General features: G+C 56.3%; 15 protein-coding genes and 1 tRNA gene. 12 read left to right on the top strand and 4 right to left on the bottom strand.

What is annotated here, in order from left to right; translation table 11 throughout:
- The first annotated feature begins 24 nt into the window (after positions 1 to 24).
- A tRNA-Asn gene (locus HMPREF1206_RS09520) sits at positions 25 to 96 on the top strand.
- A gap of 412 nt (positions 97 to 508) precedes the next feature.
- Entirely contained in the window at positions 509 to 946 is a 438-nt protein-coding gene (locus HMPREF1206_RS09515; protein ID WP_042388808.1) for a hypothetical protein, read from the top strand.
- Between the two features lie 183 nt (positions 947 to 1,129).
- Here the strand turns inward: HMPREF1206_RS09515 and HMPREF1206_RS09510 are convergent, their stop codons facing one another.
- The 3 genes from HMPREF1206_RS09510 to HMPREF1206_RS09500 all read right to left on the bottom strand — a co-directional run bounded on the left by HMPREF1206_RS09510 (position 1,130) and on the right by HMPREF1206_RS09500 (position 4,288).
- Positions 1,130 to 2,650, bottom strand: a complete 1,521-nt coding sequence (locus HMPREF1206_RS09510) for an aldehyde dehydrogenase family protein (RefSeq protein WP_016423098.1) — start codon at positions 2,648 to 2,650, stop codon at positions 1,130 to 1,132.
- Between the two features lie 121 nt (positions 2,651 to 2,771).
- Positions 2,772 to 3,497: a response regulator transcription factor gene (locus HMPREF1206_RS09505; RefSeq protein ID WP_005511017.1), complete on the bottom strand. Its 726-nt coding sequence runs from the start codon at positions 3,495 to 3,497 to the stop codon at positions 2,772 to 2,774.
- Positions 3,497 to 4,288 carry a sensor histidine kinase gene (locus HMPREF1206_RS09500; RefSeq protein WP_016423097.1) on the bottom strand — a complete coding sequence of 264 codons (792 nt, stop codon included), beginning with the start codon at positions 4,286 to 4,288 and terminating at the stop codon, positions 3,497 to 3,499. The genes HMPREF1206_RS09505 and HMPREF1206_RS09500 overlap by 1 nt, the downstream gene beginning before the upstream one ends.
- 126 nt (positions 4,289 to 4,414) lie before the next feature.
- On the opposite strand from HMPREF1206_RS09500, the gene HMPREF1206_RS09495 reads away from it, so the two are divergent.
- The 9 genes from HMPREF1206_RS09495 to HMPREF1206_RS09455 all read left to right on the top strand — a co-directional run bounded on the left by HMPREF1206_RS09495 (position 4,415) and on the right by HMPREF1206_RS09455 (position 15,051).
- Positions 4,415 to 5,131 (top strand): ABC transporter ATP-binding protein, encoded by a 717-nt coding sequence (locus tag HMPREF1206_RS09495; protein WP_042389415.1) that lies wholly within the window; start codon positions 4,415 to 4,417, stop codon positions 5,129 to 5,131.
- The gene (locus HMPREF1206_RS09490) at positions 5,128 to 6,564 is read left to right on the top strand and encodes an FtsX-like permease family protein (protein WP_016423095.1); all 1,437 of its coding nucleotides are present in this window, start codon (positions 5,128 to 5,130) and stop codon (positions 6,562 to 6,564) included. Before HMPREF1206_RS09495 ends, HMPREF1206_RS09490 begins: the two co-directional genes overlap by 4 nt.
- Positions 6,565 to 6,752: 188 nt before the next feature.
- On the top strand, positions 6,753 to 8,027 hold the full coding sequence (locus tag HMPREF1206_RS09485) for a PhoH family protein (protein ID WP_042388806.1): 1,275 nt from the start codon (positions 6,753 to 6,755) through the stop codon (positions 8,025 to 8,027).
- A gap of 97 nt (positions 8,028 to 8,124) precedes the next feature.
- Complete coding sequence (locus HMPREF1206_RS09480; protein WP_016423093.1) at positions 8,125 to 9,261, top strand: ABC transporter ATP-binding protein; 1,137 nt, start codon at positions 8,125 to 8,127, stop codon at positions 9,259 to 9,261.
- A gap of 81 nt (positions 9,262 to 9,342) precedes the next feature.
- Entirely contained in the window at positions 9,343 to 10,554 is a 1,212-nt protein-coding gene (locus HMPREF1206_RS09475) for a DUF4032 domain-containing protein (RefSeq protein WP_172620277.1), read from the top strand.
- 525 nt (positions 10,555 to 11,079) lie between these two features.
- Positions 11,080 to 12,363 carry an ABC transporter substrate-binding protein gene (locus HMPREF1206_RS09470; RefSeq protein ID WP_088611979.1) on the top strand — a complete coding sequence of 428 codons (1,284 nt, stop codon included), beginning with the start codon at positions 11,080 to 11,082 and terminating at the stop codon, positions 12,361 to 12,363.
- A 179-nt stretch (positions 12,364 to 12,542) separates the two neighbouring features.
- On the top strand, positions 12,543 to 13,388 hold the full coding sequence (locus HMPREF1206_RS09465; protein ID WP_016423090.1) for a carbohydrate ABC transporter permease: 846 nt from the start codon (positions 12,543 to 12,545) through the stop codon (positions 13,386 to 13,388).
- A gap of 18 nt (positions 13,389 to 13,406) precedes the next feature.
- On the top strand, positions 13,407 to 14,303 hold the full coding sequence (locus tag HMPREF1206_RS09460; protein ID WP_042389412.1) for a carbohydrate ABC transporter permease: 897 nt from the start codon (positions 13,407 to 13,409) through the stop codon (positions 14,301 to 14,303).
- 115 nt (positions 14,304 to 14,418) lie between these two features.
- Complete coding sequence (locus tag HMPREF1206_RS09455; protein ID WP_016423088.1) at positions 14,419 to 15,051, top strand: DUF624 domain-containing protein; 633 nt, start codon at positions 14,419 to 14,421, stop codon at positions 15,049 to 15,051.
- 78 nt (positions 15,052 to 15,129) lie between these two features.
- Here HMPREF1206_RS09455 and HMPREF1206_RS09450 read toward each other — a convergent pair whose 3' ends face one another.
- Positions 15,130 to 16,134 carry a PfkB family carbohydrate kinase gene (locus HMPREF1206_RS09450; RefSeq protein ID WP_016423087.1) on the bottom strand — a complete coding sequence of 335 codons (1,005 nt, stop codon included), beginning with the start codon at positions 16,132 to 16,134 and terminating at the stop codon, positions 15,130 to 15,132.
- A 93-nt stretch (positions 16,135 to 16,227) separates the two neighbouring features.
- Here HMPREF1206_RS09450 and HMPREF1206_RS09445 point away from each other — a divergent pair, with 93 nt between their 5' ends.
- Complete coding sequence (locus HMPREF1206_RS09445; protein ID WP_042389409.1) at positions 16,228 to 16,794, top strand: thymidine kinase; 567 nt, start codon at positions 16,228 to 16,230, stop codon at positions 16,792 to 16,794.
- The last annotated feature ends 20 nt before the right edge of the window (positions 16,795 to 16,814 follow it).

The raw sequence follows: 16,814 nt of genomic DNA, 5'->3' as shown, positions 1-16,814 counted from the left end.
TAGCGGGTTCTGTGCGATGGATATTCCTCCATAGCTCAATGGCAGAGCATTCGACTGTTAATCGAAGGGTTGCTGGTTCGAGTCCAGCTGGAGGAGCAATTAAGCCAGGTAGGACGATGTTTCCTACCTGGCTTTCTTGATTTCTAGGGCGCAAAAGTACGCGGATAATGGGGTAGGTAAAGAAAAGCGTGTCTGGTCGGTGCGTCGCCGGTGGGCACCTTTCGCCACTTACCCCAGTGCGAGTTACTGACTGCGTTTATGGCTGATGGCGTTGGGTCGATGCGAGTTACTGACTGCGTTTATGTCAAAAATGGCTCGAAAAATGGCCTGAAAGTGTCATAAACTCACACAGTTTCACATTTGCAGCCCGTAAGTTTTCGGGTTGTCAGTTTCTCTACTTACCCCACTTTATGCTCGGAGATCTTTGTTCTTGTGGGCGTGACTCGATTCTCCACTGAGGAGGGGAGATCCAGCATTTTTGGAGGTCATCTCACGTAACCTGGGACGCATGAGGCTCGACAATATAACCCGCCCCTTGCTGGCGTCATTTTTCGCCGCGGTCGCGTGGAGTGTTTTAGGTGGGCTAATCTTGCCGGAGCCCAACCTCGCCTACGACGAAGGAATTGCGTCGTGGATTGTGTCCATGCTGGTCTCAGTAATGCTGGTCGGAGCAATAGCCGTTTTCGCCGGTGATGGGTCGTTGGCTCGGGGGATGACCAGCGCGCGGAGCATTGTCGCAGCAGCTACCGGCGCAGGAATTGCCGCGCTTGGCGATCTGGCATTCCTATTTCTCACCACGCCGCTCGATGGCCAGGACGGCATGGTCGTCGCCTATGTTGTGTTCTTTTACATCCCGCTACTATTTCTCGGCGGATGGGCCGCCAGTGCCGCGATTAATCGGATGCGTAGGTGGTACCGGCAAGTGAAGAAAGAAAGAGAGGCCTAGCTGGCGGCCGTGAGTTAGGCCTCTAACTTTGGAGTCGCCAGCGCCTGGTGCGTCAGGTTAAGGCCGACCATCGTAACCTGCCAGGCGCGGAGGGCGTTTTTTTGGGGGTAGAGGCGATTGTCGACACCTTCATCGGACGTGAATCGGAATCGACAAATCGCCTAACCCCAAGGGGTCAGATTCTTAGAACAGGCCAGTCGGGTTCTCGTCGTAAGAGACGAGCATGCACTTGGTCTCCTGGTAGTGCTCGAGCATCATCAAGTGATTCTCGCGGCCGATACCGGACTGCTTGTAGCCGCCGAAGGCTGCGTGAGCAGGGTAGCTGTGGTAGTTATTCACCCACACACGGCCAGCCTGGATGCCGCGGGCAGCGCGGTAGGCGTTATTCTGGTTGCGGCTCCACACGCCGGCGCCAAGACCGTAGATAGTGTCGTTGGCAATCTCGAGAGCCTCATCCAGGGTCTTGAAGGTTGTCACGGCCAGGACCGGGCCGAAGATCTCCTCGCGGAAGAAACGCATCGAGTTGTTGCCTTTAAAGATTGTCGGCTCGACGTAGTAGCCTCCCTCCAGCCCTTCGAGCTTGGCGACGTTGCCGCCGGTGAGAACCTCCGCGCCCTCCTTCGGCCCGGACTCCAAGTAGCCGGAGATTTTGTCCAGCTGCTCCTGGGAGGCCTGGGCGCCCATCTGTACCGACGTATCCAGCGGGTTGCCGGTCTTAATCTGCTTAACGCGCTCGACCGCGAGCTTCAGGAACTCATCAGCGATGTCTTCGTGGACCAGGGCTCGCGACGGGCAGGTGCAGACCTCGCCCTGGTTCAACGCGAACATGGCCAGGCCCTCAATGCACTTCTCGCGGAACGCATCGTCGGCGTCCATGACGTCGGGGAAGAAGATGGACGGGGACTTGCCGCCGAGCTCCAGCGTGATCGGAATAATCTTGTCGGACACTGCCTTGTTGATTAGCTGGCCCACGGCAGTCGATCCGGTGAACGCAATTTTGGAGATCCGGTCGCTTGCGGTCAGCGCAGCACCGGCCTCGGTGCCGAGGCCATTGACGATGTTGAGAACGCCGTCCGGAAGCAAATCGGCGATAATCTCGGTGAGCATGAGAATCGACGCGGGGGTCTGCTCTGCTGGCTTGAGCACGATGCAGTTGCCGGCGGCGAGGGCCGGGGCGATCTTCCATGCGGCCATCAGGAGGGGGAAGTTCCACGGGATAATCTGGCCGACGACGCCGAGTGGCTCGTGGAAGTGGTAGGCGACCGTGTTGTCGTCAATCTGCGAGATGCGCCCCTCCTGCGTGCGGGTGGCCCCGGCGAAGTAGCGGAAGTGGTCGATTGCGAGCGGGATGTCAGCGGCGAGGGTCTCGCGAATGGCCTTGCCGTTCTCCCAGGTCTCGGCGACGGCAATCTTCTCAAGGTTGTCCTCCAGACGGTCCGCGATGCGGTGGAGGATCAGCGCCCGCTCGGCCGCAGGAACCGAGGCCCAGGAGTCCTTCGCCTTGTGCGCGGCGTCGAGAGCGAGCTCAATGTCTTTCTCGTTAGACCGCGGAACCCGGCAGAAAACCTCGCCCGTAACCGGGGTGGAGTTGTCCATGTATTGCCCGTCTACTGGAGGTGTCCACTTACCATCGATGAAATTTTCGTACTGCTCCTTGTACGTGAAGATTGCATCGGGGGTGCCGGGGTTGGCGTAAACAGTCATGTAGACACGTCCTTTCTATAGGGAAACAACAAACGTATGAGCCAACTTTAAATTGTGACTCGTGTCATAATCAACACTTATTTTTTCATCGCTTTTGCGAGAGATGCGATTGCTGCCGACCCTAAATCTGCCCCGACGTCGCCGTGAGAAATTCCAAAATTGCCCGCACACGGCGGTTTTCCTCGCCGGGCTCCAGATGCAGCTTCATAAAGATGTTGGACACGTGTTTCGCCACCGCCGCCCCGGAAAGCACGAGGTCATCGGCAATCTGCTTATTGGACTTGCCGCGTGCCATCAGCTCGAGCACTTCGCGTTCGCGCGCCGTTAAACTGGCTAGCCCCGATTTGCCGGACTGCATCAATGCCGTCGCCACATCAGGGTCAATCACCACGCCACCACCTGCGACGACCTCGAGCGAACCCAAGAAGTCCAGCACCTGGCCAACGCGGTCTTTGAGCAGATACCCGGTCCCGCCACTCGAGCTGCTGCCACTCGAGCCAACCCCAGTACCAACCCCAGCACTACCTCCAGCACCGCTCGACGAGAACAACTCGCGCGCATACGCCGGCGCCACATACTGCGACAGCACCATCACATTCAGCTGCGGATAACGCTCGCGCAACTCGACCGCCGCCCGCAGGCCGTCATCGCTCATCTTTGGAGGCATACGCACATCGGTAATCACCAGATCTGGCAGCTCTCCCGTGTCATCAAAACGGTCATCGATGTCCGCCACCAGACCGTGCGCAGTGTCGACCATCGCAATCACTTCATGTCCGCGCTTTTCGACGAGCCCCGCGACTCCTTCCCGCAGGAGTGCCGAGTCATCCGCAATGACAATTTTCATTATTTCGCCGCACCTTTCTTCTCCACGCTTTCCATATCCATGCCTTCTATTTCTCCAATGCCCGATTCCCAGCGATTTAGCATCAAGGGAATTCTGGCTATTACCTGCGTTGGCCCACCTTCGGGAGAGTGCATGGTCATCGCACCGTCGAAAGTGGCTAGACGCTCTTTCATACCCCGCAAACCGCGCCCCAATTTTGCGCCGCCAGGGCCTTGGTCCGTAATTGAAATATTCAGTGTTTGATCCGAGGTGAGCAGCACAGAAACAGCAGCATTCGGCGCATATTTCGCCGCATTAGTCAGCACTTCTGCACAGAAAAAATATGCCGCGGCGAGCACACTTTCTTCCAATTCCGGCAGGGGATACGGAGTGTGCACAACAACGTGAGGGCCGTACCCTTCAGCAATCTCTTCAACAGCTGCTTGCAGACCGCGATCACGCAACACCTGTGGGTGAATTCCGTGGACTGTTCGCCGCAAAGCACGTAATCCATCCTCCAAATGGCCGCGAGTCTCCGCCAGGAGCTGCATTAATTCCTCATTGCCAGTATTGGATGCCTCCAATTCTGCAAGTCCCAATTTCATTGAAGCAGCAACAATGTATTGCTGAGCTCCGTCGTGGAGGTCATTTTCAATGCGGCGACGTTCAATCTCGAAGGCTTCGGCAATTGTTCGTCGTGAAGCGGTAAGTTCGGCGATGCGAGCGGCGGCGGATTCCTCGTAGCTGCGTTTATGCGCTTTTTCGCGGCGGTTCGCGCCGATATATTTGCGGAAATAATCCTTCAGCTCCATAGTTTCCTATGGTACGAAAGCTCTGTCTACGGAGGAATTAATTTCCGGCATAGTAGACCTAGCACTACCGCAAAAGGAAAGTGGGCACGGTGTTGAAATCGCCTCCGTGCGAGTGAAATGAGTGTCATGACAGACAACAACAGCCCAAGAAACGCACGACTTTGTATTCGTGACATCACTAAGTCCTACAATTCAGCTCCCGTTCTCACCGGCATTTCGCTGACCATTGAGCCCGGCGAAACCGTTGCAGTCATGGGACCGTCAGGTTCTGGTAAGTCCACGCTGCTGCACTGCATGTCCGGCGTGTTGCTGCCGGACGACGGCGACGTCATCTTCGGTGACACAAAGATCAATTCGCTTTCTGACGCCGACCGCTCCGCCCTCCGCCTGCACGACTTCGGCTTCGTTTTTCAGGATGGCCAGCTCCTGCCCGAGCTGACTGCCAGGGAAAACGTTGCTCTGCCCATGATTCTGCAGGGCAAGAAGCGCTCAAAGTCACTCGCACTTGCCGACGATGTCCTAAGCCGCCTGGGCCTAGAAGACCTAACGCGCCGTCGCCCAGGACAGATGTCCGGCGGCCAAGCACAGCGTGTAGCAATTGCCCGCGCGATGGCCGGCGAGCCAGGTGTCATCTTCGCCGATGAGCCGACTGGCGCGTTGGACCAGTCCACAGGCCATGAGGTCATGCAGCAGCTCACCGCGTTGGTGGAGCAGACTGGAACGACATTGGTGATGGTCACGCACGATGTGAAGGTGGCCGACTGGTGTCGTCGACGTGTGGAGATCCGCGATGGCCTGATTCACGACGACCGCATGCTGGCAGGAGCGGAGGTTACAAAGTGAGCACCGTAACTGAAGCACCAAAACCCCAGAGAATTCCTACCGGCGCACTAGCGGACTTGAGCACGCGGCTGCAGCGCGCCGGGCGTGAATCGCATTCGGGAAACGGCTGGCTGTCCGCATTGTCCGTGGTGGCCATGACCGTGAGTACCTGGTTGGCGTTGGTCGTCGTCGGTGGCACGGCGATGTTTTACCGCCGTTGGCAGGCTGAGCCACAGTTGCCGCCGAACCCAACGCCCGAGGATTACATGAATCAAGGTCAGGGCGAGATGTACCTGCAGTTGGCACTCGTGGCCTGTGTTTTTGTGATTCCGGCAATGGTTTCGCTCGTGGCACAGTCGGCGGTGCTTGGCGCTGCGGGACGTGAGCAGAGGTTGGCAACTCTGCGCTTAATTGGTCTCTCCAACGGGGCAATTACGCGCATGGTGATTATCGAAACCCTCGTATTGGCAGCTGTTGGGCTTGTGGTGGGCACGTTGTTGTCGGTGGCCACTGCGCCATTCTGGGCGATAATCAAGTTCGACAATGACTACCTGGATACCTGGGACATGTTGCTGCCCTGGTGGGGCTACCCGCTGGTTTGGGTAGCAGTGGTGCTACTCGCACTCTTTGCCGCTGTGGTCGGTTTGCGAAGGGTGATGATTTCACCACTCGGCGTTAGCCGCAAGGAAGTGCCCAAGTCGATGAAGGCATGGCGCATGATTGTGGCCGTTGTTATCGGTGCGATCGTCCTGTACGTGATTGCCAACTCCAATATCGCGGGTGGAACCGTCACTGCCACGCTTGGTGTCGCAGCGATGATGTACCTGATGGTCTGGGCAATTGGCCTGGTGGCGCCTTTCTTTATCCAGCTTGTTGCCCGCATCTCCAGCTTCTTCGGTACGTCAAGTGATTTTGTGGCGACGCGACGAGTAGCGACTAACGCTAAGGAATCGTGGCGTCGAGTAAGTTCCATGGCCTTCCTGTCTCTGCTGCTTGGCTACACAATGATGGTGCCTGGCGAAGACAAGATTGAAGAGGTTGCAGATGTCACGTTCGCGCACGATATTGCAACCGGTGTGACTATCACTTTCGTAATCGGTTTCATTCTGCTGCTGGTGTCAACGCTTCTGACTCAGGCCTCAGCCGTCTATGAAGAGGCATCGCTGACAAAGGCGCTGGACTTCATCGGGACGCCAATCAACTTCCACCGCACGGTCACTTTCAAGCAGACATTCTTTCCCATGCTTGCGACCAGTATCTTCGGCTTTGTCATGGGTGCGCTGTTGGGAGCCACCATGTTCGGACCGATTGCGAACGAAATCACGTTTGGTCAACGCTCCCTTGTTGTTGCGCTGGCGTATCTCGTGGGAGTTGTATCAGTTGGCGCTGTGACCTTGGCGGTTGATCCGCTTCGCCACAAGTTGCTGGGTCGCCAAATCCGTCACAACGACTAGTCACCATTGCAACGACTAGTCGCCATTAAAAGGGCAGTGGAGTGGCCGGGCAGTGGTGCTCGGTGCTCGGCCAGTTCCTTAGGGTTCAACTTGAGGATTAGAGCCTGTAACCAACTGTGGTTCATCTGATAACCAAGCATTCATCTCACAACCACGTAATTTCTACCTCTGACTTTTAGCCTGAGGGCATGCGTACCTACGTGCTTGATACCTCGGTCCTGCTGTCCGATCCCCACGCCACCAAGAAGTTCGATGAGCACCAAGTTGTGCTTCCGCTGGTCGTGGTGAGTGAGTTGGAGGCCAAGCGCCACCACCCAGAGCTGGGGTGGTTCGCCCGAGAAGCGCTCCGTTTCCTCGAAGAGCTGCGTTACCGCTACGGCCACCTGGACCGGCCTGTGCCCGCCAATGATCTTGGCGGGTTTATGCATATTGAGCTCAACCACTCCGATCCCTCCATCCTTCCCGCAGGCTTCCGCACCGCCGAAAACGATCACCGCATTCTCGCTTGCGCCCTCAATCTTCAGCACGATGGACATGATGTCGTGCTGGTCACCAAAGACATTCCGCTTCGCGTCAAGGCTGGTGCGGTCGGCTTGCCTGCCGACGATTACCGCGCCCAGGACGTCGTTCTGACTGGGTACTCGGGAATGGTGGAAGTGGACGTCGACCCGGAGGAAATTGATCGTCTCTTCGCCAATGGGTTCCTTGAGCTCGAGCAGATCCAGGATCAGCCGCTGCACTGCGGCGTGCAGCTCAGCGCTGGTAGCCAGTCTGCGCTGGCACGGGTGAGCGCCCCGGGCGTCGTCAAGCTTGTGCGGGGCGATACGGAGGCGTTTGGCCTGAAGGGGCGGTCGGCGGAGCAGCGTGTGGCGCTTGACCTGCTGTTGGATGACTCGGTAGGGATTGTGTCCCTCGGCGGCCGAGCCGGTACGGGTAAGTCGGCGCTTGCGCTGTGCGCGGGACTGGAGTCGGTGCTGGAGCGCGGACTGCATCGCCGGATTGTGGTGTTCCGTCCGCTCTACGCGGTAGGTGGTCAGAACCTTGGCTACCTGCCAGGTAGTGAGGACGAAAAGATGAACCCGTGGGCGCAGGCTGTTTACGACACCCTGGAGGGATTGGTTTCAGACAACGTGATGGATGAGATTGCCTCGCGCGACATGCTGGAGGTACTGCCACTGACACACATTCGCGGTCGTAGCCTGCATGACAGCTTCGTGATTGTCGATGAGGCACAGTCGCTGGAGCGCAACGTACTGCTGACGGTGCTGTCGCGTCTTGGTAGCAATTCCCGGGTCATCCTTACGCACGACGTGGCGCAGCGTGACAACCTGCGCGTCGGCCGCCATGACGGTGTGCAGGCGGTGATTGAAAAACTCAAGGGCAACGAGCTTTTTGCACACATCACGCTGAAGCGCTCGGAGCGCTCGAAGATTGCGGAGCTCGTGACGGGGCTGCTCGATTAAGAGTAAGCTTGTGAGGCAGCTACGTAGGAGCTGTTCCTGCGATTACTTTCACTCGGATCGTTCGGCACGTACCTGCCGATGAAAGGTTTGTATTCACATGGCTACTGTGACTTTTGCTGATGCCACTCGCATTTACCCTGGTGCGACGAAGCCTTCTGTGGACAAGTTCAACTTGGAAATTGCCGATGGCGAGTTCCTGGTTCTGGTGGGCCCCTCCGGTTGTGGTAAGTCCACAACACTGCGCATGCTTGCCGGTCTGGAAGAGGTCAATGAGGGCAAGATTTTCATTGGAGATCGTGATGTGACCAATGTCTCGCCCAAGGATCGCGATATTGCGATGGTCTTCCAGAACTACGCCCTGTACCCGCATATGACGGTGCGCGAGAACATGGGCTTCGCGCTCAAGATTGCTGGTGTGGACAAGGACGAGATTGACCGTCGTGTCGAAGAAGCTGCGAAGACCCTGGATCTAACTCAGTTCCTGGATCGTAAGCCTAAGGCTCTATCCGGTGGTCAGCGTCAGCGTGTGGCAATGGGGCGTGCGATTGTGCGCAAGCCGCAGGTGTTCCTGATGGACGAGCCGTTGTCGAACCTGGACGCGAAGCTGCGTGTTCAAACCCGTACTCAGATTGCGGCCATGCAGCGTCGGATGGGTGTGACCACCATGTATGTCACCCACGACCAGACTGAGGCGCTGACCATGGGCGACCGCATCGCGGTCATTAACTTCGGTGTTCTGCAGCAGGTCGGTACCCCGCGGGAACTCTACGAAACCCCGGCAAACGAATTCGTCGCGGGCTTCATTGGTTCGCCTGCGATGAACCTGGGCACGTTCAACGTCTCTAATGGTTACGCCACGTTGGGCGAGGCCAAGATTAAGCTGCCGGAAGCCACACTTGCTGCAATCACGCCGGAGGATCAGAACCAGATTATCGTGGGCTTCCGTCCGGAGGCATTCGACCTGGTCGAGGGTCCGGGCGATGACGTCATTCCGGTGCAGGTTAACTTGGTCGAGGAGTTGGGCTCCGATGCATTCATGTATGGAGACCTCGTCGGTGGCGGAGCACTGAGCTCCGGATCTTCCTCTAACCCGGACGAAGAGGAACACGGTCAGGTGGTTATTCGTACCGCCCCGCGCACCGCGCCGAAGTTGGGCTCGGTAGTTTACGGCAAGATTCGTCCGGGCATGCTGCACCTGTTCTCGAAGTCGACTGGTATGCGCCTTCCGGCCTAAAATCTTTCGTTTAGATGAAATGAGTAGCTGGTAGGGCAGTGGGACAGTAAGACAGTTTTAGGAGCCACCGTGTCGGAAACTATGAAAATAGCCGCGACAACGGTGGCTTCAAAGCTTTTGCGCCTTCCTTGGCATATACCTCTGGAACAGTGGCCAGATGATTTGTTAGCCGCCTTGCCTCAGGGAATTTCGCGACACATTGTTCGATTCGTCAACTTAGATGACCGCGTCATTGCAGTGAAAGAAATTGGTGAGTTCACTGCTCATCATGAGTATCGAATGCTGCGTGACCTGGTCAGGCTCGGTGCTCCATCGGTTCGCCCGCTCGCGGTAATCACCGGCCGGAAGGATCCAGATGGCGAACCGTTAACTGCCGCACTCGTCACAGAACATCTCGAGTATTCGCTGCCGTATCGTGCAGTTTTTTCTCAACAGGTCACCCGCGAAACTGTGGTCCGCCTGATTGACTCGCTGGTAGTCCTGCTAGTTCGGTTACATCTCCTTGGTTTTTACTGGGGCGACGTGTCACTGTCGAACACATTGTTTCGTCGTGACGCAGACGCTTTCTCCGCCTACCTTGTCGACGCGGAAACGGGAGATTTGCAAGGCACACTCTCAGATTCCCGCAGGCTTTACGACGTTGACGTTGCCCATACCAACATCATCGGAGAGCTCATGGATCTGCAGGCCGGCGGATTCCTCGATCCTGAGTTGGACGTAATTGCGGTGGGTAGGCGCATTATTGAGCGTTATGAGGACTTGTGGCAAGAGCTGACGGGGGAAGAATCTATTGGTGTTGAGGAGCCTTGGCTTGTCGATGAGCGGATTCGCAGGCTCAACGACCTCGGTTTCGATGTTGGCGAGCTGAAAGTCACCAGTGATGGTGGCCGTGTTGTGTTCCGACCACGAGTGGTTGACGCAGGGCATCACCATCGGCAGTTAATGCGACTGACGGGGTTGGATGTTCAAGAACGGCAAGCGAGGCGGATGCTCAATAGTATGCAGACCTTTCGGTTGGCGGAAGGTCTTGAAGGGGTTCCGCTAGAGCAGGTTGCGCACCGATGGCTGCGTGAAGTTTTCGAGGCCACAATTCTGGCTGTGCCCGAGGGGCTGCGTGGAAGGCTGCAGGATGCGCAGGTTTTCCACGAGGTCTTGGAGCATCGCTGGTACATGGCAGAAAAACGCCGTGCGGATGTGCCGCTTCAAGAAGCGGTGCAGAGCTACGTGGATCGAGTGTTGCCCGGGCATCGCGACGAGTCCGTATATCTTCCCGCGAGCGATGAGGTCGAGTAGCTCTCTAGAAGCAGACTGTCGAGCGTACGATTATTTCAAAAGTGACAAGTAAACGACCCGCCAGAATATTATAAAAATATACATTCAGGCCAAACAGGGGTGCTTTTGGTGGTCGGGTGGTTGTCGGGTCTGCGTGTGATTGTCGCGGCCAGGTGCTTACTTTGGTGCCGGTAGGCGGCTCTGTTCAGCGAAAACAGCTCGAAAACAGCTCAAATTCTAGGTGTGCTTTCGAGAGCTTTTGCTATTTTTCTCCTTTGCATTTGTTCACAGCTGGCTGAAGGCCAACCTAAATTGGTTTTGGTCAAGTAAGATTTTGGTGAGACCGAATACCCGCGTGGGTGGCGTCGAAGTTCGCATGAAAGGCTACTTCTAGCCGCAGGGCGGGATAATCCAATTAGGCCACGGCTGCTGGCAAATATTCGTCCGAATTGCTCGGAGGATGCCATTGAAGTGGCCTTTCTTCTCAAGGGAGAAAACATAGTGAAGAACTTCAAGCGCCTTTCAGCTCTGTGTGCAGCAGGCCTGATGGCAACCGCTGGTTTGGTTGCGTGCTCGAGTGATGATGCGGTTGCAGATGGTGGTGTCTACTTCCTTAACTTCAAGCCGGAGCAGGATGCCGCATATCAGAAGATTGCGAAGGCATACACTGACAAGACTGGTGTCCAGGTCAAGGTCGTTACTGCAGCTTCGAATTCCTATGAGCAAACTCTGAAGGCCGAGATTGGTAAAAAGGACGCGCCAACACTGTTCCAAGTCAATGGTCCGGCGGGCCTGCGTACTTGGCAGGAATACATGGCAGACATGTCTGACACTGAGATCGCACAAAACCTCAACGAGGGCATCGAGCCGCTGAAGGGCGAGGACGGCAAGGTATACGGCGTCCCGTTTGCAGTCGAGGGGTTTGGCCTGATCTATAACGAAGAGATCATGGACAAGTACTTCGCGCTGCCCGATGCCAAGGCCAAGAGCATCGACGAGATTAAGGCCTTCGGAAAGCTGAAGGAAGTTGCTGAGGACATGCAGGCCAAGAAGGACAAGCTGGGGATTTCCGGCACCTTCGCTTCCACCTCGCTCGCATCCGGTGAGGATTGGCGCTGGCAGACACACTTGGCCAACGGACCGGTTCATTATGAATTCGAGGACCTTGGCACCAAGGAAACCGCTGATGTGAAGTTCAAGTACAACAAGGAGTTCAAGAACCTCTTTGATCTGTACCTGAATAACTCCACTGTCGAAAAGACTCTGGCCCCGTCGAAGGCTGTGTCCGACTCGATGGCGGAATTCGCCCAGGGCAAGGCCGCTATGGTTCAGAATGGCAACTGGGCATGGTCCCAGATCAACGATGTCTCCGGCAACGTGGTCAAGCAGGACAAGATTAAGTTCATGCCTATGTACATGGGCCTGAAGGACGAGGATAAGACCGGCATCTCGGTTGGTACTGAGAACTACCTGACGGTCAACTCCAAGGCTTCGGAGGCTTCCCAAAAGGCAACGAAGGACTTCGTCAATTGGCTGTTCAACACCGATGAGGGCAAGAAGTACGTCGTCGAGGATCTCGGATTCATCGCTCCGTTCCAGAACTTCACTGAAGCCGACACTCCGAATGACCCGCTAGCCAAGGAAGTGGCCGCAGCAATTGAGAACGAGGACCTGACCACCATCCCGTGGGACTTCCAGTACTTCCCGTCGCAGCAGTTCAAGGATGATTTTGGCGCAGCGCTGGCGCAGTACGCTTCCGGAAAGATGCCGTGGGACAAGGTTGTCGAGACTTTCGCCGACAGCTGGAATGCGGAATCTCCGAACAATTAAATACCAGCAAATCAATGGTGATCCATTCCATCGGTGAGTGTGAAGCGAAAGCTTCTCGCGCATGAACAACCGACGGAATGAGTTCATCCAATGGCAAGGCGGAGCTCGGGGCTCGGTGACCTGTTAAACCGGTCTCGAGGCACCAGGCTCCGCCTTTAGCTTTAGGAGCGGTGTTGTAGATGCAAGCAACATTGAAAAAGTATTTCCCAATTTTCGTGCTACCCACGCTGATTGCCTTTGCAATCGCGTTCTTGGTGCCGTTCGTTATCGGTTTCTTCCTATCATTTACTGACTTCACAACCATCACTAATGCGCAGTGGGTTGGTATCGAGAACTACCAGAAGGCCTTTAGTGAGCGCGAGGGCTTCGTCGCTTCCTTCGGATTCACTCTCATGGTGGTTGTTGTTTCCATCATTACTGTGAACTTGTTCGCGTTCTGGATCGCATGGATTCTGACGCGCAAGCTGAAGGGCACGAACTTCTTCCGCACAGTCTTCTTCATGCCGAACCTCATCGGTGGCATCGTGCTCGGTTACACCTGGCAGTCGATGATTAACGCAGTGCTGGCATCGTACGGTACGACAATCGTGTCCGACTGGAAGTTCGGTTACGCCGGTCTGATCATCCTCATCAACTGGCAGCTGGTCGGTTACATGATGATTATCTATATTGCCGGTTTGCAGAATGTCCCGCCGGAGCTCATCGAAGCTGCGGAGATTGATGGCGCTGGACGCTGGGAGATCCTGCGGCACGTTACTATCCCGATGGTCATGCCATCGATTACCATTTGCCTCTTCTTGACCCTGTCGAACACTTTCAAACTCTTCGACCAAAACTTGGCCCTGACCAATGGTGCGCCGGGTTCAGAGACAGAAATGGTTGCTCTGAACATCGTCAACACCATGTTTAACCGAATTGGTGTGGAGGGCGTTGGTCAAGCCAAGGCAGTAATTTTCGTCGTCGTGGTCGTAGCGATCGCGATGCTGCAGCTGCGTGCTACTCGCAGCAAGGAAGTGGAGGCATAAATGTCTGTCGACGCTGCAATGACCACTGAAACGGCCACCAAGCTCCCCAAGGCCAAGCCCGCTAAGCAGGACGAGGCCAAGGTGGGAGGCGTATCTAAGGTCATCATCTACGCGATTCTGGTGTTTTTGACCGTCGTGTTCTTGGGGCCAATCGCGTTCATTATCTTCAACTCGTTCAAGTCCAAGTTCGCAATTTCAGATAACCCCTTCCAGCTGCCACTAGGTGACATGTGGGTCGGGTTCGAAAACTACGCCGTCGGCCTGATGAAGGAGGGCTTCGGCTGGGCGATCGTGTGGTCCTTTGTCATCACGATCCTCTCGGTTATTGCGATTGTGTTCTTCTCTGCGATGACGGCTTACTACATCACGCGAGTGAAGACGTGGTGGACCTCGCTGCTGTATTACCTGTTTGTGTTCTCGATGGTCATCCCGTTCCAGATGGTGATGTTCCCGACCGTCAAGATCGCCGACATGCTGCATTTGAACAACCCAATCGGCATTGTGGTTCTCTACTTGGGCTTTGGCTCTGGCCTGTCGGTCTTCATGTTTGCCGGCTTCATCAAGTCCATCCCGATTGACATCGAGGAAGCCGCGATGATTGATGGCGCATCTCCGATGCAAAACTACTTCCGCATCGTTTTGCCCATGCTCAAGCCGACTGCAGTGACAGTCGCCATTCTGAACGCAATGTGGGTATGGAACGACTACCTGCTGCCGTACCTGGTCATCGGCTTGTCCACTAAGTACAAGACCATCCCGGTCGTCGTGCAGAGCTTCGTTGGTTCCAACGGTAACCGTGACCTTGGCGCGATGATGGCAATGCTGGTGCTCGCAATCATTCCGATTGTGATCTTCTACGTCGCCACCCAGAAGCACATTATCGAGGGTGTTGCTGCGGGTGCCGTTAAGGGATAGCTGCCTAAGCGTTAGCGCATAGGACGCCAAGCACCGCGTTTTACGAAAGCGAAAGCCTCAACCGCGTAGGTTGAGGCTTTCGTCTGTTAATCAGCCTTTATTAGGATATGAACCCGTGGATAGATTTTTCAGCACCGATACAAAGTTCTACGCAGCCTGGTCGCTGTTAGCAGACCTTGTAATCATCAACCTGCTGATGATCGTCGCATCCATCCCGATAGTCACTGCAGGCGCCGCAACTCGCGCTGGGGTAGTGGTCGCTCGCGATATGGTCCGTGACGAAGGCTCAAGGCCCGTACAGCGCTTCTTGCGCGCACTGCTGGACAATTGGCGCACACCAACCGTGTGGTGGCTATTCACCGTGGTTCTCGCCGGAGCCATTGGCTATGAGTTTTACGTTATTTCCCGCGCGGATCTCGGCACTGTCGGCCTAATCTTCGCCGCAGGAGTTACCTCCGGGGCGCTAATACTGCTGGGAATTACCGCCTGGGTCTACTCGCTGTGCTCGCTTTCCGACGGTCAGTCGTCGCTACGCCGAACCCTTGCAACGGCCACCAGCATGACCGTCAAAAACCTGCCGCGGACTGCGCTCGCAGTTTTGGCGCTACTCATCGTGCCCGCGGCCATATTCTTTTTCCCGGCGAAAATCTACGCGATTGCTACCTATGTCTTCCTCATCGGGTACGCGTTGAGTTGGTACTTGGTGATGCTGGCGCTTGAGCCCGTTCTGCCAGACAATGCTGGGTAGGTTCTCCCGCTGGCCCCACTGGCCCGACTGGCACTGACTTAATCGGCGCCAGCTCGCGCACCAAGTCGTTGACGACCCTTAGCCCTCGTACTCTTTCACAGAGGGAAAATCCTCCGCCTCGACCATCTCCAGCAGTTTTTCGCGACGGACAAAAGCGGAGCATGCGCCGACTGCCTGTACGGCTGCCGCACCTGCTGCGGTGGCCAGGGGGACGGCGTCGTAAAGCGAGGTGCCCTTAGCCAGTTCCGCGGTAAGCGTGCCGACGAACGCATCACCGGAGCCAGTGCCGTCGACAATCTTCTCCTCTGGCAGCTTAAGCGCGGGGTGCTCGTAGATTGTCGGCTCGTCATCGAGACCGTCGGAGTGCTGTGCGAAGAGACAGCCGTGGTCGCCCCGGAGCATGACGACACTGGGGCAGTACTGCAGAAGCGCCTCGAGCTGTGCGCGGTAGTCGGTAGCGCGGATGCCCTCGGCGATGTCCAGGCGACGGATTGTTTCCCAGGCGCCCTTCATGTTGACGATCAGCGGATCTGCATGGTCAATCAGCGCAGGTGTAACGGTTACGACCGGATTGAGGTTCAGCACTAGACGCGCGCTGTACATGGACGCGACGGACGCGATGGCCTCAGTTGCTTCCGGTAGTAGCTCGCCTTGCGCGAGCACTACATCCGCTGATGCGAACTCATCGACGAAATCGGTGGGGTCCGTCAGTGCGTCGGCACCACGCTGGACAAAAATCACCGGGCGACCCTTGCGGTTCGTTGCGACGAAAGCGCTGCCGGTCGGCAAATCCCAGGAAGTCTGAATGGAGTGGACATCTACGCCGTGTGCGTTGAGTTCCTCGACCACGAAATCCGCTGCGCGGTCCTCGCCAACAGTTCCGGCCATGATCGCACGGACACCGTTATAAGCGATAGCAACGGCCTGGTTGGCGCCCTTGCCGCCCAGCATATTAGTGCCGTCATCAACGATGAGCGTGCCACCTTCTGCGGGTACGCTATCGACCTGTACCAGGGTATCTAGGTGGATAGATCCACATACAACAACTGTTGGATTCTCATTCAGGTCAGGAATCGGCTGCATAAAAAATAGGATAGTCGGGAATTCAAATCCGTGTTGGCGGCCCGAGTTTACAGCCGTCAGAGCCCGCGAATCGATGCCCTACAATCGATGGCTATGGCAAAACTGTACTTCCGCTACGGAACCATGAACAGCGGAAAATCCATCGAGGTCCTCCGCGTCGCCCACAACTACCGCGAGCGCGATATGCGACCGTTGATCGCCAAGCCAGCCGTGGATACTTTGGCTGATGGTGACGTGCACTCCCGCATCGGAATCGCGGAACGCGCGCACCTCGTCCACGACGGCGATGACCTCTCCTCGCTTGCCGACGGCCACGATTGCCTTATCATCGATGAGGCACAGTTTCTTACCCCTGACCAGGTCGATCAGTTGCTGGGCATTACCCTTCGCGGTACCCCGGTGCTCTGCTACGGCCTGCGTACCGACTTTCGCACCCATGCCTTTCCAGGCTCCCAGCGATTGCTCGAAGTTGCCCACACCATTGAGGAAATTAAGACAATCTGCACTTGTGGGCAGAAGGCCATCTTTACTGCACGGTTGAATCCGGACGGCAGCATTATCCTCGACGGCGAAACCGTGGAAATTGAGGCACTCGAAGCGCCGAAGTACATCTCCCTGTGCGCCAGCTGTTACAACCGGATGTCGGGTAAATGGGCGTGAGTAGAGCCCGGAGTTTTTAG

Origin of the sequence: Corynebacterium sp. HFH0082 (assembly GCF_000411235.1) — a bacterium.
Lineage (GTDB): Bacteria > Actinomycetota > Actinomycetes > Mycobacteriales > Mycobacteriaceae > Corynebacterium > Corynebacterium jeikeium_D.
Note: the sequence above shows the minus strand (reverse complement) of the source record. Positions and strands in the feature narration are given on the sequence as shown.

Excerpts from the sequence above, each read along its gene's own strand:
- HMPREF1206_RS09515 (WP_042388808.1), top strand. The coding sequence starts at position 509 with ATGAGGCTCGACAATATAACCCGCCCCTTGCTGGCGTCATTTTTCGCC.
- HMPREF1206_RS09510 (WP_016423098.1), bottom strand. The coding sequence starts at position 2,650 with ATGACTGTTTACGCCAACCCCGGCACCCCCGATGCAATCTTCACGTAC.
- HMPREF1206_RS09505 (WP_005511017.1), bottom strand. The coding sequence starts at position 3,497 with ATGAAAATTGTCATTGCGGATGACTCGGCACTCCTGCGGGAAGGAGTC.
- HMPREF1206_RS09500 (WP_016423097.1), bottom strand. The coding sequence starts at position 4,288 with ATGGAGCTGAAGGATTATTTCCGCAAATATATCGGCGCGAACCGCCGC.
- HMPREF1206_RS09495 (WP_042389415.1), top strand. The coding sequence starts at position 4,415 with ATGACAGACAACAACAGCCCAAGAAACGCACGACTTTGTATTCGTGAC.
- HMPREF1206_RS09485 (WP_042388806.1), top strand. The coding sequence starts at position 6,753 with ATGCGTACCTACGTGCTTGATACCTCGGTCCTGCTGTCCGATCCCCAC.
- HMPREF1206_RS09480 (WP_016423093.1), top strand. The coding sequence starts at position 8,125 with ATGGCTACTGTGACTTTTGCTGATGCCACTCGCATTTACCCTGGTGCG.
- HMPREF1206_RS09475 (WP_172620277.1), top strand. The coding sequence starts at position 9,343 with ATGAAAATAGCCGCGACAACGGTGGCTTCAAAGCTTTTGCGCCTTCCT.
- HMPREF1206_RS09470 (WP_088611979.1), top strand. The coding sequence starts at position 11,080 with ATGGCAACCGCTGGTTTGGTTGCGTGCTCGAGTGATGATGCGGTTGCA.
- HMPREF1206_RS09465 (WP_016423090.1), top strand. The coding sequence starts at position 12,543 with ATGCAAGCAACATTGAAAAAGTATTTCCCAATTTTCGTGCTACCCACG.
- HMPREF1206_RS09460 (WP_042389412.1), top strand. The coding sequence starts at position 13,407 with ATGACCACTGAAACGGCCACCAAGCTCCCCAAGGCCAAGCCCGCTAAG.
- HMPREF1206_RS09450 (WP_016423087.1), bottom strand. The coding sequence starts at position 16,134 with ATGCAGCCGATTCCTGACCTGAATGAGAATCCAACAGTTGTTGTATGT.
- HMPREF1206_RS09445 (WP_042389409.1), top strand. The coding sequence starts at position 16,228 with ATGGCAAAACTGTACTTCCGCTACGGAACCATGAACAGCGGAAAATCC.